At 67.4% G+C, this 14,326-nt stretch carries 11 protein-coding genes and 1 pseudogene; 3 read left to right on the top strand and 9 right to left on the bottom strand.

The genetic code is table 11. The features are described from left to right. The first annotated feature begins 147 nt into the window (after nt 1–147). Entirely contained in the window at nt 148–1,137 is a 990-nt protein-coding gene (locus ACH49N_RS08220) for an NADPH:quinone oxidoreductase family protein (RefSeq protein ID WP_358271870.1), read from the top strand. Beyond that, nucleotides 1,134–1,919, top strand: coding sequence for an enoyl-CoA hydratase (locus ACH49N_RS08215; protein WP_358271872.1), 786 nt, complete (start codon nt 1,134–1,136; stop codon nt 1,917–1,919). Before ACH49N_RS08220 ends, ACH49N_RS08215 begins: the two co-directional genes overlap by 4 nt. 100 nt (nt 1,920–2,019) lie before the next feature. Here ACH49N_RS08215 and ACH49N_RS08210 read toward each other — a convergent pair. From ACH49N_RS08210 to ACH49N_RS08170, 9 genes and pseudogenes are all read right to left on the bottom strand, one after another. Further along, nucleotides 2,020–2,877 (bottom strand): annotated as a pseudogene (locus ACH49N_RS08210) (alpha/beta hydrolase); the annotation flags it as partial. A gap of 102 nt (nt 2,878–2,979) precedes the next feature. Further along, nucleotides 2,980–4,533 carry a succinic semialdehyde dehydrogenase gene (locus ACH49N_RS08205; RefSeq protein WP_159918689.1) on the bottom strand — a complete coding sequence of 518 codons (1,554 nt, stop codon included), beginning with the start codon at nt 4,531–4,533 and terminating at the stop codon, nt 2,980–2,982. Nucleotides 4,534–4,614: 81 nt separating this feature from the next. Continuing rightward, nucleotides 4,615–5,595, bottom strand: coding sequence for a 2-hydroxyacid dehydrogenase (locus ACH49N_RS08200; protein WP_358271874.1), 981 nt, complete (start codon nt 5,593–5,595; stop codon nt 4,615–4,617). After that, entirely contained in the window at nt 5,592–6,935 is a 1,344-nt protein-coding gene (gudD, locus tag ACH49N_RS08195; RefSeq protein WP_358271876.1) for a glucarate dehydratase, read from the bottom strand. The genes ACH49N_RS08200 and gudD overlap by 4 nt, the downstream gene beginning before the upstream one ends. Nucleotides 6,936–7,087: 152 nt before the next feature. Then, the gene (locus ACH49N_RS08190; protein ID WP_358271878.1) at nt 7,088–8,098 is read right to left on the bottom strand and encodes a dipeptide ABC transporter ATP-binding protein; all 1,011 of its coding nucleotides are present in this window, start codon (nt 8,096–8,098) and stop codon (nt 7,088–7,090) included. Then, nucleotides 8,091–9,119, bottom strand: a complete 1,029-nt coding sequence (locus tag ACH49N_RS08185; RefSeq protein WP_208963011.1) for an ABC transporter ATP-binding protein — start codon at nt 9,117–9,119, stop codon at nt 8,091–8,093. The genes ACH49N_RS08190 and ACH49N_RS08185 overlap by 8 nt, the downstream gene beginning before the upstream one ends. Beyond that, nucleotides 9,116–10,126, bottom strand: a complete 1,011-nt coding sequence (locus ACH49N_RS08180; protein WP_358271880.1) for an ABC transporter permease — start codon at nt 10,124–10,126, stop codon at nt 9,116–9,118. The genes ACH49N_RS08185 and ACH49N_RS08180 overlap by 4 nt, the downstream gene beginning before the upstream one ends. A gap of 12 nt (nt 10,127–10,138) precedes the next feature. Then, the gene (locus ACH49N_RS08175; protein ID WP_358271882.1) at nt 10,139–11,065 is read right to left on the bottom strand and encodes an ABC transporter permease; all 927 of its coding nucleotides are present in this window, start codon (nt 11,063–11,065) and stop codon (nt 10,139–10,141) included. A gap of 67 nt (nt 11,066–11,132) precedes the next feature. After that, nucleotides 11,133–12,713 carry an ABC transporter substrate-binding protein gene (locus ACH49N_RS08170; protein WP_358271884.1) on the bottom strand — a complete coding sequence of 527 codons (1,581 nt, stop codon included), beginning with the start codon at nt 12,711–12,713 and terminating at the stop codon, nt 11,133–11,135. A 364-nt stretch (nt 12,714–13,077) separates the two neighbouring features. On the opposite strand from ACH49N_RS08170, the gene ACH49N_RS08165 reads away from it, so the two are divergent. After that, a complete protein-coding gene (locus tag ACH49N_RS08165) occupies nt 13,078–14,088 on the top strand; it encodes a 2-hydroxyacid dehydrogenase (RefSeq protein WP_358271885.1) in 1,011 nt (336 codons plus the stop codon). Nucleotides 14,089–14,326: the final 238 nt, after the last annotated feature.

Below are 14,326 nucleotides of genomic sequence, written 5' to 3'. Positions count from 1 at the left end.
CACACCCTTCGACTCACGCATGATTACTGATCGCTCGTTAAAGTTAGTACCACGGCGACGAGACACGGTCAATGGCCAGCTTTACCTAGCGCACGTTAAGTTGCGTCTGGTATGGATAGTCCAGGGACCGACGGAGGAGATCACCACGTGTATGCCCAGCAACTGACTGCTCAATCCGGACCGAGCGGTGTCCGGCTCGCCGAGATCGACGAACCCGACGGGTCCAGTCTCGTCGTAGTCGATATGCACGCCGCCGGGGTGGCCTTTCCCGACCTGTTGCAGACCACGGGCAGCTACCAGGTGGTGCGCGACCTTCCGTGCGTGCTCGGTGTCGAGGGCGCCGGAGTGGTACGAGACGCTCCGGAAGACAGCGGTTTTCACGCCGGACAGCGGGTGGCGGTACTCGCCTCCGGCGGCGCGTGGCAGCAGACCGTGGCCGTGGAACCCCACTCCGTGTTTCCGTTGCCCGACTCGGTGTCGCTCGAAGCCGGCGCCGGTTTTCTCCTGAACTACCTCACCGTGCACTTCGCCCTGGACGAGCGCGCGCGGTTCCGCGCCGGCGAAACGGTTCTGGTCCATGGCGCCGCCGGGGGTGTCGGGGTGGCCGCACTCCAGGTGGCGGCTGCTCTGGGACTCGAGACGATCGCCGTGGTCAGCACCGAGGAGAAGGCCGGCATCGCGAAGGCCCACCGCGCCGACCACGTCGTCCTCCTCGACGGGTGGAAAGACCGTGTCCGGGAAATCACCGGCGGCCGCGGAGTCGACATCATCCTCGACCCGGTGGGCGGCGACCGGTTCACCGACAGTCTGCGCAGCCTCGCGCCCAACGGGCGACTCGTGGTCCTCGGATTCACCGGCGGCGAGATCCCCACGGTCAAGGTCAATCGCCTTCTTCTCCGAAACATTTCGGTCCTCGGGGCCGGGTGGGCCGAGTACGTGCGCACCGATCCCGGCTACACGAAGCGGCAGTGGGCCGCCCTGGAACCGCTGCTCGAATCCGGTGCACTGCAGATCACCGAACCCACCATCTATGCGTTCGAACACGCTGCCGAAGCCCTGCGCGCCCTCGAAACCCGCTCGGCCGCAGGCAAAATCGCGCTGTCACTCCTCCCCCACGACACCGAAGGACCCTCATGACTTCCGACCTACCCGGTGTGGACGCGACCGTCGACAACGGCGTCCTCCGCATCACGCTCGACCGGCCCTCCCGCATGAATGCCGTCACCACCGAAACACTCGACGCCGTTGCGGACGCGTTGGACAAGTTCTCGGGTGACGCCGAGGTGCGGGTCGCGGTACTCACTGGGGCCGGCCGGGCGTTCTGCACGGGCGCCGACCTTACGACGAGTACCGACGTGTCGGGCCCGCCGTCGACCGCCACGATCGACGCCGCCAATCGCGTCGTCGCCGCGGTCCGGGCGTTCCCCTGTCCCGTGATCGGCGCCGTCAACGGTCCCGCAGCCGGCGTCGGTGTCTCCCTCGCGCTGGCCTGTGATCTCGTTGTTGCTACCGAATCGAGTTACTTCCTGCTGGCATTCACGAAGGTGGGTCTGATGCCGGACGGAGGCGCCACCGCCCTCGTCGCCGCATCGATCGGCCGAGCCCGCGCCATGAGAATGGCCCTACTGGCCGAACGTCTTCCGGCGAGGGACGCCCTCGACGCCGGTTTGATCTCGGACGTCTATTCCGACGACGAGTTCGCCGCCTCGGTGGATGCCCTGACCCGACGTCTCGCCGACGGACCACCGCAGGCCTTCCACCTCACCAAAGACGCCGTCAACGATGCCACGCTGACCGAACTCGACAGCGCCTGTGCCCGCGAGCGCATGGGACAGGAAGTGCTGCTCGCCGCGCCCGACTTCGCGGAAGGCGTTGCGGCATTCCAGGAGAAACGGCCGGCAGTGTTCGGCCGGGCCTGAGGAGCTTCGAGACGGTCGGCGGCCTGCGCTCGCCCACAGTGCGGATCAGGAATTCGATCTGGTCGGCCACCACCTCCTCGAAGAGATCACCGAAGTAGACGTCGAAGTGGCCGCCCGGGTACTCGCGTACCTCGGCATCCGGGGTCTTGGCCGCGGCTTTCCGAGCGCTACGCGTGAAGGTGACGACGTCGTTGTCGGCGATGGCGAAGAAGACCGGACAGGCGATCTGCGCGACCGCCCTCGTCGGCCGGTAGAGCGCCGCCTGCAGCGCGACGCGTCCGGGAGTTTCGTTGCGCCACGTCGAACCGGGCGGGTCCATGGCGCGATATCCCGCCTCCGCATCGGGGGTGGTGATGGCCGCGAACGACCCCGGCGGCCCGACCACGGGGAACATGTGCGGCGGCCGACGTCGTAACTGCGCGAGCCGATCCCGCAGGTAGGCGACCGACATGCGGGCCAGCCCCGCGATGCCGAGCCTGCGAAGGTTCGTCAGCCCGTCGACGTACGGCACCTGCGACACCACGGCCGCCACCCGGTGATCCCGCGCGGCCGTCGTCAGGACGAGACCGCCGGCCAGCGAGGTGCCCCAGATCGCGATGCGGTCGGGGTCGATCTCGGGACGACTGCGCACGTAGTCGAGAGCGCCGGCCCAGTCGACGAGCTGACTGTCGAGGTCGAGGAGTTGCCGGGGTTCTCCGTCGCTGGCACCGAAGTAGCGGTAGTCGAATACCAGTACCGCGAATCCCGCGGCCGCGAACCGCTCGGCGTAGGCGTCGAGTCGTTGTTCACGCACGCCGCTCCAGCCGTGCGCCAGCACGACACACGGAAGTGCCGCCGAAGTGGGCGATGGGGGGCGGTAGAGCCAGGCGGCGCAGCGCTGTCCACCGGAGGAGAACTCCACGTTCTCACGCCGGATGCCAGGGCAGGGGTGTTCGGCTGGTGTCGGCCGAGAATTCATGAGGGGCGCCTCCGCGGGTGTAACCATCACCCACAGCCTCCACCCGAGCGTCCACCGACGACAGGCACCCCAGGGTGGTGAACGACCACCCTGGGGTGAGAGTCAGCGTCCCGGCACGTACTGCAGCGCCTTCACGAACGGCGGCATGATCTTGGCCCACACCTTGGGCGGCAATCCGCGTGGTCCGCCGAGATTGAGAATGCGGGTGGTGGCGATGGTCTGGGGTTCGGTGTACTTGAGGAGCCCGTCCGCACCGTGGCGGCGCCCGACCCCGGACACTCCCATGCCGCCCATCGGCGCGCCTGTGCTGCCCCAGGCGGGGGCATAGCCCTCGTCGACGTTGACCGTTCCGGCGTGAATACGCGCCGCGATGGCCTCACCCTCCGCCTTGGTTCCCGCCCATACGCTGGCGTTGAGCCCGTATTCGGTGTCGTTGGCACGTTCGATCGCCTCGTCGACGTTCGCCACCGGGTACACCGACACCAGCGGTCCGAACGTTTCCTCGCGGTAGCACTCGGCGTCCTCGGGAACTCCGGTGAGGACGGTCGGCTCGTAGAACAGCGGTCCGAGATCGGGGCGCGCCTTGCCGCCGGCCACCACGGTGGCACCCTTGACCACGGCGTCGTCGACGTGGCTGGACACCGCCTTCACCTGCGCCTCCGACACCAGGCTGCCCATTTCGATGCCGAAGTCGTAGCCGGCGCCCAGTGACATGTTGCGCACCCGCTCACCGAACATGCGGGTGAACTCGGGGGCGATGGATTCTTCCACGTAGATGCGCTCGATCGAGATGCACAGCTGGCCCGAGTTGGAGTAGCAGGCGCGCACGGCGGCATCGGTGACCTCGCGGAGGTTAGCACCGGCCGTGACGATCATCGGGTTCTTGCCCCCGAGTTCGGCCGAGAAACCGATGAGCCGGCGACCGGCCTGCTCGGCGAGAAGCTGCCCGGTCTGCGAGGACCCCGTGAACATCACGTACTCGGTGTTCTCGACGAGCGCCGTGCCGACGACCGAGCCCGGCCCGGGGACCACCGCGAACAGGTCACGCGGAAGTCCCGCCTTGTAGAGCAGGTCGACGCAGGCCAGCGCGCAGTACGGCGTCTGACTGTCCGGCTTGAGCACCACCGCATTGCCGGCGAGGAGGGCCGCGATGGCGTCGGACACCGCGAGGGTCATCGGGTAGTTCCAGGGAGAGATGACGCCGACGACGCCCTTGGGCTGGTATCGCACCACGGTCTTGGTGAGCACCGGCAGCATCCCGGAGACGCGGCGGGGGCGGAGCAGCTTCGGTGCGACGCGCGCGTAGTGGCGGGCCGTCATCGAGATGTCGAGGATCTCCTCCTGGGCGGCCGTTCGGGACTTTCCGGTCTCTGCCTGCGCCATGTCCATCAGGGCGTCGCGGTTCTCGAGCACCAGTTCGCGGTACCGGTGGAAGATGGCGGCCCGTTCGGTGACCGGCCGCTGTGCCCAGTCCTTCTGCGCGACCCGGGCACGAGCGATGGCGTCCACGGCGTCCTGGGCGGTACCGATCGGGACGGTCGCCAGTTCCTTGCCCGTGAATGCCTCGACGACGGAACGGGTCGGACGATCCGCCGCCTCGGGGATGGCGATGAGATCAGCGAGCCGCGCGAATGTGGCGGCGGACGGAACAGGCATGACGTACCCCTACTGGTTAGTAGTTTCTGCGGTTACACATAACCTACCTGTTCCGTGGGCCAAGTCACAGGCCCGGAGGTTCTAACCGGGGCGGACGGTGCGCAGAACGGTCTGCCCGGCGTCGAGCCGGCGGATGTTGTCGGTGATGTCCCGGACCCGTCCGACGAAGGTGTGCCGGGTGACGCCGGAGGAATGCGGTGTCATGAGAAGGTTCCGCAGTTCCCGGAACGGGTGCGCGGCCGGGGCGCCCCGGCCGTTCGGGCCGGGGTCGGCGTACCAGACGTCTACCGCGGCCGAGGCGATGACGCCCGTCGCGAGAGCGTCGTAGAGCGCCTGTTCTTGGATCAGCGGGCCGCGGCCGACGTTGATCACCACGCCACCGGCTCCCAGTGCCGCCAATTCCGCGGTGCTGATCATCCCGCGGGTCGCGGAGTTCAGCGGCGCCGACACCACCACGATGTCGGACTCGAACATCAGGCGCAGCAGCGACGAGTGGTCACCCGCCCACACGAGTCCTTCCGCACCGGCGTCGACACGTCCCCGGCCGGTGACGGCGCAGCCGGACGAACCGAATGCTCGAAGCAGGTTCCACGACCGCCTGCCGATGTGACCGAACCCGACGAATCCGATGCGCGCGTCGTGCATCGACGCCGGCTGCGGGATCGCGTCGTCGTACACGGAGCTGGCCCATCGGTCGCCGCGCAGCGCACGATCCTGATCGAGCAGTCCGCGTCGCAGCAGGACCGCCGCCGACACGATGTATTCGGCGATGGAGTCTTCGTGATGAAAGGTGTTGGCCACCAGGGTGTCAGTGGGGAGGGCATCGAAGTCGACCTTGTCGGTGCCCGCGCCCGCTACGTGCACCAGACGGAGTTTCGGTGCGGCGGCGGCCATCGCGGCGGTGAACCGGCCACCCACGTACACGTCGGCGTCGGCCACATCGGCGACGATCGCCGGTTCGTCGAACCTCCGATGCCAGGACACGGAAGCCCCGGACGGCAGCCCGGATTCGAACAGCTCCTTGTGTGGCAGCAGGTTCCGGTCGCCGACGACGATCTTCACCGGCCGCGTACCAGTGCGGGCCGCTTGCTGTCGAAAGTCCAGTTCGGCACGAGGAACTGCATGCCCACCGAATCGTCTCGGGCGCCCAGACCTTCACGGAGATACAGTTCGTGCGCCGCTTCCACCCGATCCATGTCGAGCTCCACACCGAGACCGGGCGTGGTCGGCACGGTCAGGTATCCGTCATCGATGGCGAACGGCGCCTTCGTGATCCGCTGCCCGTCCTGCCAGATCCAGTGCGTGTCGATGGCGGTGATGTCACCGGGTGCGGCCGCTGCCACATGGGTGAACATGGCGAGGGAGACGTCGAAGTGATTGTTGGAATGCGAACCCCACGTCAGCCCCCAGGCGTCACACAGTTGCGCCACCCGAACCGAACCCGCCAGCGTCCAGAAGTGTGGGTCGGCCAGGGGAATGTCGACGGCGCCGGAGCGGATGGTGTGGCCCAACTCCCGCCAGTCGGTGGCGATCATGTTCGTGGCCGTCGGCAGTCCGGTTGCCCGCTTGAATTCACTCATCACTTCGCGACCGGAGAAAGTGCCCTCGGGACCCACCGGATCCTCCGCGTACGCGAGGACGTCACGCAATCCCCGGCACGTCTCGATCGCTTCCGCCAGCAACCAGCCGCCGTTGGGGTCGAGCGTGATGCGTGCGGAGGGGAACCGTTCGGCCAGCGCGGTGACCGCCGCCGCCTCTTCGCGCGGGGCGAGCACCCCACCCTTCAGCTTGAAATCCTCGAAACCATAACGTGCATGGGCCGCCTCGGCGAGGCGGACGATGGCATCCGGGGTCAGCGCCTCCTCGTGCCGCAGACGAAGCCACTCGTCGGACTCGCCCTCACCGGACAGGTAGTCGAGGTCGGTCGCCGTCCGATCGCCGATGAAGAAGAGGTACCCGAGCGCCTGCACGCGGTCCCGTTGCTTGCCGTCACCGAGCAGGCCCGCGACCGGGACACCGAGGTGCCTGCCGAGGAGATCCAGCAGGGCCGACTCGACCGCGGTCACGGCGTGAATCGCCACACGCAGGTCGAACGTTTGATTGCCGCGTCCGGCGGCGTCCCGATCCACGAACGTCCGGCGCATGTCGGCGAGGACGGCGTTGTACTCGCCGATGCTGCGACCCGTCACGATCGGGCGGGCGTCCTCGAGAGTGCGCCGGATCGGTTCACCGCCGGGCACCTCTCCCACGCCGACGTTGCCGTCGGAATCGGTGAGGATCACCAGGTTGCGGGTGAAGTACGGGGCATGCGCGCCGGAGAGGTTCAGCAACATACTGTCTCGACCTGCAATCGGGACCACACGCATGTCGGTGACGACCGGCGTGGTGCTCGTTGTACTCATCTCCGAAAACCTTCCTTCACAGCGCAGCGCCGCCCGTGAGGCGCCTCACAGCCAAAACTCTAAGTGGCCCGATTGATACATGTCCAAGACTTGTTGAGCATCGAACGATGCACATCGTGCATCACGTCAGCTGTCGTCCCCGGCCGCCCCGCTCACCCGACCGCGAGTGGCATGCCCAGTTCCGCACGACCGCGGGGGTGGTGACATTCGGCGACGTGGTGTGCCTCTCGCACGTCAACGGCCTTCGGAGGGATCGTGCTCGCGCAGATGTCGGTCGCGTGGGCGCAGCGGGTGCGGAACCGGCAGCCGGACGGCGGGTTCAGCGGCGAGGGCACCTCGCCGTCGAGAATGATCCGGTGTTTCCGCGAGGCGGCGTCCAGCTTGGGCGCCGCGGACATCAGCGCCTCCGTGTAGGGGTGCGCCGGCCGGTCGAACACGGCGTCCGTCGCACCCGTCTCCACGATCCGCCCGAGGTACATCACCGCCACCCGATCGGCGACGTGCCGGACCACGGACAGGTCGTGGGAGATGAACACGTACGAGATTCCGAGCTGCTTCTGCAGATCGCCCAGCAGGTTCAGCACCTGGGCCTGCACCGAGAGGTCGAGTGCCGACACCGGTTCGTCGCAGATGACGACGCTCGGGTTCAGGGCCAGGGCGCGTGCGATGCCGAGCCGCTGACGCTGCCCGCCGGAGAACTCCTGCGGATACCGGTTCTCGTCACTCGCCCGTAGCCCGACGAGCTGCAGCAGTTCCCGCACCCGCGCGGTGCGGTCCCGACCCGACTTGTACAGATCCTTGTGGGTTCGCCACGGTTCCGCGATGATCTCGCCCGCCGACATGCGGGAGTTCAGCGAGGCGTACGGATCCTGGAACACCATCTGCACGCGGCGGCGTAGGGCCAGTAGATCCTTGCCCCGCAGCGAGAACGGGTCGACTCCGTCCCACGTCACCGAACCGGAGTCCGGGCGCTCGAGCATCATCAACGTGCGGGCGAGAGTGGATTTGCCGCAACCGGATTCGCCCACCAGGCCGAGGGTTTCACCGCGAGCCAGGTCGAGGTGGATGCCGTCGAGTGCGCGTAGCTGGTTCTTGCCTGCCTTGTTGGCGGGGACCTTGAAAGTTTTGGTCAGCCCCCGCACCTCGAGTATCGACTCAGACACCGGTTACCTCCTCGGGGAAATGACATGCGGATCGGCGACCGGCTCCTCGGACCTTCTCGAGCGGTGGCCGGGTTGTGCGGCAGAGATCGCGGGCCAGCGGGCACCGGGCCTGGTAGACACAGCCCGAGGGAATGGAATGCAGGTCCGGCGGTGTGCCGCCGATGGACTTCAGATCTTCTCCGCGCACCGCGCGCACCGGGACCGAATCGAGTAGGCCTTTGGTATACGGGTGGCGCGGGTGGGCGAATACCTCGGACACCGGGCCGGTCTCGACCACGTTGCCGGCGTACATGATTGCGACGCGGTCGGCTTCCTCGGCGACGAGAGCGAGGTCGTGGGTGATGAGGACGACCGCCATGTCGTGTTCGCTGCGCAGGTCGCGCAGCAGGGACATGATCTGTGCCTGCACGGTGACGTCCAACGCGGTGGTCGGCTCGTCGGCGAGCAGTACCGACGGGCTGAGCGCGACGGCCATGGCGATCAGCAGTCGCTGGCGCATGCCCCCGGAGAACTGGTGCGGGTACGAGTCGGCGCGGGAGTCGGGTTCGGGGATGCCCACCCGGCGCATCAAGGCGATCGCCTCCCGACGAGCCTGTTTCGCCGTCATACCGCGGTGAAGCCGAAACGGCTCTGCCAGTTGCTTACCGACGGTATAGACCGGGTTCAGCGCGGTCAGTGCGTCCTGGAAGACGATGGCGAGTTCGGTGGCGGCCAGGGCGCGGCGGGTCTTGGTGTTTGCGGTGACGAGGTCCACCTCCCCGAGGCGCACCGAACCGCTGGTGATGTCCGCGATCGGCTCGAGCAGACCGACGAGCGCCTGGGCGGTCATCGATTTGCCACACCCGGATTCGCCCAGCAGGGCGAGCGTCTCACCACGGCGGGCGGTGAACGACACCGTGTCGACGGCCCGGACGGTCCCTGCGGGGGTACGCAGGTCGACGGTCAGATCCGAGACCTGGAGGGCCACACGGTCGGTCTCTGCGACCTCGGGAGATTCGACGGCTGCTGCGGGTGCGCTCATGAGACAACCTTTCGGGTGGGGAGAAGGCGCGAACGGCGCGAGCGGGGCACGGTCAGGCGCCAGCGCTGACCCGGGTCGGTGGCGATGCGCGCCCACGCCGCCAGTACGGTGGCCGACACCGTCGTGATCACGATGGCCAGTCCGGGGAAGAACGACAGCCACCACGCGGTCTGCAGGTACGTGCGGCCCTGCGACACCATGAGGCCCCAGCTGATGTCCGGTGGCTGGATGCCGATGCCGAGGAAGCTCAGTGACGATTCGGCGAGCATCACGTAGCAGAAGTCGAGGGTCGCGACGGTCAGGAGAGTCGGCAGGAGGATCGGGAACACGTGCCGCCTGATGATTGCTCCGCTGCGAGCGCCGAAAGTCCGTGCGGCGTCGACGAACAACCGGCTCTGCAGTTCTGCCGACTCGGCGCGGGCGGTGCGCAGGTAGATCGGAATGCGGGTAATGGCCAGCACCAGAACGATGTTCGCCGCACTCGGTGAGAAGACGTACAGCACCACCACGGCCATCAGCAGGGAGGGGAAGCTCATGATGACGTCGGCGACTCGCATCGCCGTCGTCTCACGCCATCCACGGTGGTAACCGGCCCACATGCCGACCAGCGAGCCGATGACGCAGGACAGCGCGACCGCTGGTAGTGCCACGAGAAGAGTGGTGCGGCACGCGACGACGAGCCGGGCGAGCATGCTGCGGCCGAGCGGATCGGTGCCGAGGATGTTCATCCAGCCGTTGGTCACGTCGAAGGGCGCGAGGGTGGATTTCTCGAGGTCCTGGTCCGTGGCCGCGTCACCGACGAGCCAGGGACCGAAGACGGCCACCAGGAACACGAGGACCAGGATCGCCGCGGCCACCGTGGCCATCCGGTCACGCAGCAGCAGCCGCCACAGCGGCATCTTCCCTGCCGCGGATTTCTCCGGCCTGCCGGGCGCGGTCGGGACCGGTTCGCTCGGCAACGGGACTGCGGTGGGCTCGTCCACCCGGGGAGGGTTGTCGATGGACATGTCGGCGGCCTCCTAGACCTTGGACTTCTCGCGGACACGCGCGTCGAGAAGCGCATACCCGGCGTCGATCAGGATGTTGAGCACGAAGATGCTGACCGCGGTGACGAGGACCGCGGCCTGCAGCACCGCGAAGTCGCGCTGCAGAATCGCGTCGATCATCAGCTTGCCGATGCCGGGCCACCCGAAGATCGCCTCGACCACCACGGCGCCGTTGACCAGGCCGACGGTGAGGTCGCCGGCCACCGTGAGAGCGGGTGCGGCCGCGTTGCGCAGCGCATGGTGGGTGACCACCCGCAGGTCGCCGGCGCCCTTGCTGCGGGCAAGACGTACGTATGGTGCGGAGAGCGCGGACACCATCGCACCGCGCACCACCTGGGTGAGCACGCCGAGCGGTCGGATCAGCAGGGTGGCGATCGGCAGGATCCACGACAGGGCACTGCCCGTTCCCGACGTGGGGAGCACGCCGAGCACCACGGCGAAGATCCACACTCCGGTGATGGCGAACCAGAAGTCGGGGATGCTGGCGGCGGTCATCGACAGCAGGCTCGACACCCGGTCGGCCGGCGAGTTGGGCCGGTACGCGGCCCAGCACCCGATCACGACCGCACCGATCACCGCCAGCAGCATCGTGAAGAACGCGAGCTGGAGGGTGGCGGGGAAGGCCCGGAGCGCCATGGCGGCGGCGGATTCGCCCGTCCGCAGCGACTCACCGAAGTCGAGGTGGACGACCCCGGAGAGATAGTCGAGCATCTGGTTCAGGACCGGCTTGTCCAGACCGTTCTCCGCGGCGAACTCCGCCCGCTGATCGGGTGTGGCCGACACCGGCAGGTACAGGTTGGTCGGATCACCGGTGAGACGGGCGAGGAGAAACACACCGAAAAGCACGACGAGCAGTGGAACGAGACTGGTGTACACGCGTCGGCGCAGGAATGCGAACACGGGTCACCGCCTTTCGGACGGTATCGGTCGGGACATCAGGATTCCTCCGGGTGGGCTGGGGAGAGGGTTAACTGCTCGCATCGGTGTCGGCGCGGGTCATCTCGCTCAAGCGCATCTCGTCTCCCGTCGCCGAGTTCGGCTCGTACCGGACGGACGGCGACTTGGCGAGCACCGCATTCATGTGCGCGATGTACGCGAACTGGCGGAGCTCTGTCGGTTCGTCCGCGAGAACCGCCGCGAAGGCGTCCTGGCGGGCATCCCCGACGAGCGCTTCAGCCGCGTCGATCCGCGCGTCGTATGTCTCTGTGCCGAAATAACTTTGGTAACCGTCACTGCGCATGTACTGGTCGACGGTGAACTGCGCGTCACCCGCCTGGTTGCCGTGCTGGATCATCAGCAGCACCGGACCGGCATCGGGGAACGGGCGGATCTGGTACTGCATCTGCCCGGCCGTGTCCATCATCTCGATCTTGACGTTGAGACCTGCCTCGCTGAGCGAGTTCTGGATGACCTCGATGGTCTCGTTGATCTTCGGGAACTGACCGGTGCGGCCGATCAACCGAATTTCCTTGTCGACCGGGACGCCGTCGGCCTTCGCCTCGGCGACGAGGGCGGCCGCCCGGCCGGGGTCGTACGGTGTGGGCTGCAGATCCGGATCGAACCCGACGATGCTGCTGCCGACCAGCTGCGCTGCCGGATCGCCGAGCCCTTGGAAGAGCGCCTTGACGATGCCGCTGCGGTTGACGGAGTAGTCGATCGCCTCACGGATGCGGTAGTCGTCGAGCGGCGGTTCGTTCGCCTGCATCCGCAGCGCCGTCGTCTCGTTGTTGGGGTAGGCGACCCCCAGGTCACCAGCCCCGTCTTCCGGGCCCAGGTAGGTGGCGAGTTCCGCCTCGTCGTTGGTGACCATGGCGGCGCGCACACTGCCCTCCGTGCGCCACTGATAGATCGCGCGCGCATACTCGGGCATCGCACCCCAGTAGGTGTCGTTCCGGACCAGCGACAGGCGCTGGCCGTGGTCCCAGTAGTCCACCCGGTATGGACCCGTTCCGATGGGTTCCCGCACCTTGTCCTGCGAGTCCGTGGTGGTGGGCACCATCTCCACGAACGAGATCCGCAGCGGAAGGATGGGATCGGCGGTGGGCGTCGTCACCGTTACCGTTCCGGGGTCGACCGCCGCGACCACCAGCGGGTCGTCGCCGAAGACGTACCCGTCCACATCGCAGCCGATGGTGGAGTTGACGGCCCGGTCGATCGAGAAGGCGGCGTCCGCGGCGTCGAACACGCTGCCGTCGCTGAACGTCACGCCGGGACGGATGCGGAACGTCCACACGTTCCCGGACGTCTGCTCCCAGGACTCGGCGAGTTTCGGTTCGAGGTCGCCCGTGTCGGCGTTGCGCTCGACCAAGGGTTCGGTGATGTTCGACCGCACCACGACACCGGTCGAGGTGAGGGACGCGTCGCAGGGTTCGAGCGTGGGCGGCTCCTGGGGGAGCACGATGCGCAGCGTGTCGGGGCTGGCGGCATCGCTGTGGTTCGAATTGGCCACCGAGCAGCCGGCGGCCAGCGCCGACACCGTCATCGCGGCTGTGGCTGCAATGGCGGCGCGATAACGGGTTCCCTGCTGCAACGAACGTGCAGGGCTCATGGTGTCCTCCGTAGGATGTGTCGCGACTGTCCGCGAATGAAGAGGGCCCGTCTGTGACGGTAGACACACGCTAGAAGCGGCCCGGAACAGCGTCAACAGCGGTAAGTCGAGGTTGCTGCGCCAAAAGGCCAGGTGAGCCCCATCACACGACACCCGCCGAGGAGACTGCAATCACCCCCGGGCAGGCCCGTGACCGGCGGATATCCGGTGGCGCTCCCCCTTACCGTGGTCAGAGAGGCCGTCAATCATGCCGTTTCGGTATCGGTCCATGTTATTTACGTGTTGGACAGGCATTGGGACCCGGCTTAACGTTCGAGTGTCCCGATGCGTGGAGACTCGCTCCACCTCGTGCGAGGAGGACTGAATGGCGACGGCAGAGGCTTCTCCGAATTCGATTGCGGCCCAGGATGTTCACCTCGGCCGAGTACTGATGGTCGGACCGCTGAAGCCCTCCCTCGCGGCGACGCTGACGGAGCGGTACGACGCACTCGACCTGCCCATGGGCGAGGGGCGGTCGAACTTCCTGCGCGAGCACGCCGAGTCCGTCACTGCGGTGGTCACGTCCGGCCGGACCGGAGTCGATGCGACGTTGATGACCGCCCTCCCCCGCCTCGGGGCGATCGTGCACTTCGGAGTCGGTTACGACACAACAGATGTCGCGCTCGCCGCGGAACGCGGCATCGGAGTGAGTAACACTCCGGACGTCCTCACCGACTGTGTTGCCGACACCGCGGTCGGGTTGCTGATCGACACCCTTCGCGGGTTCTCGGCCGCCGACCGCTACGTGCGGGCGGGGCGGTGGCCCGTGGACGGCAACTTCCCTCTCACCCGCAAGGTGAGCGGCACCCGGGTCGGCATCGTGGGACTGGGGAGAATCGGCTCGGCGATCGCCACCCGACTCGAAGGATTCGGTTGCTCGATCTCGTACCACAACCGGCACGAGGTGCCCGGCTCTGCGTACACGTACGTCGGGTCGGTGGTGGACCTCGCCGCCGCCGTCGACGTACTCGTGGTGGCAGCGGCGGGAGGTCGGGGCACCGCGAAGCTCGTCGACCGCGCCGCGCTCGAGGCGCTCGGTCCCGACGGCTATCTGATCAACGTGGCCCGCGGCACGGTCGTGGACGAAGAGGCACTCGTCGAGTTGCTCACCCAACGACGCCTCGCGGGGGCGGGTCTCGACGTATTCACCGACGAGCCGCACACTCCCGAGGCGCTGCTGGCGCTCGACACCGTCGTCCTCCTTCCCCACGTCGCGAGCGGCACCGTCGAAACCCGAGCCGCCATGGAGGCGCTCACGTTGCGCAACCTCGACGACTTCCTCACCTCGGGCACACTGACCACCCCCGTGGTGCAGCCGAAGGTACTCACCCGCTGAGTGACCGGGCGCGTACATAACGTTCGGGGCGACCGGAGGCCGAGGCCGGCTACCCGGTGATGCGAAGTACGGATTACCGAAGTCTCGGTTTCCGTCACCCGAAGTCGAGTGCTGTGAGTTCGATCACAGTCGAACTCCGAGCTGCCATAACCTTGTCACTCGTCCAGTTCCGCGCCCGACTTGAACGCCGTTCGGGATTTTTCCCGCTCAGCCAGGCATCGCGTTGCGTCGACGGAAT

This window comes from Rhodococcus sp. NPDC019647 (assembly GCF_044389235.1).
In the GTDB taxonomy this organism is placed as follows: domain Bacteria; phylum Actinomycetota; class Actinomycetes; order Mycobacteriales; family Mycobacteriaceae; genus Rhodococcus_F; species Rhodococcus_F oxybenzonivorans.
The sequence above is the reverse complement of the archived record's forward strand: the minus strand, read 5'-3'. Positions and strand labels throughout refer to the sequence as shown.

Bases quoted from the DNA above. Each gene is read 5' to 3' on its own strand.
- ACH49N_RS08215 (WP_358271872.1), top strand. From the start codon at position 1,134: ATGACTTCCGACCTACCCGGTGTGGACGCGACCGTCGACAACGGCGTC.
- ACH49N_RS08205 (WP_159918689.1), bottom strand. From the start codon at position 4,533: ATGCCTGTTCCGTCCGCCGCCACATTCGCGCGGCTCGCTGATCTCATC.
- gudD (WP_358271876.1), bottom strand. From the start codon at position 6,935: ATGAGTACAACGAGCACCACGCCGGTCGTCACCGACATGCGTGTGGTC.
- ACH49N_RS08185 (WP_208963011.1), bottom strand. From the start codon at position 9,119: ATGAGCGCACCCGCAGCAGCCGTCGAATCTCCCGAGGTCGCAGAGACC.
- ACH49N_RS08180 (WP_358271880.1), bottom strand. From the start codon at position 10,126: ATGTCCATCGACAACCCTCCCCGGGTGGACGAGCCCACCGCAGTCCCG.
- ACH49N_RS08170 (WP_358271884.1), bottom strand. From the start codon at position 12,713: ATGAGCCCTGCACGTTCGTTGCAGCAGGGAACCCGTTATCGCGCCGCC.
- ACH49N_RS08165 (WP_358271885.1), top strand. From the start codon at position 13,078: ATGGCGACGGCAGAGGCTTCTCCGAATTCGATTGCGGCCCAGGATGTT.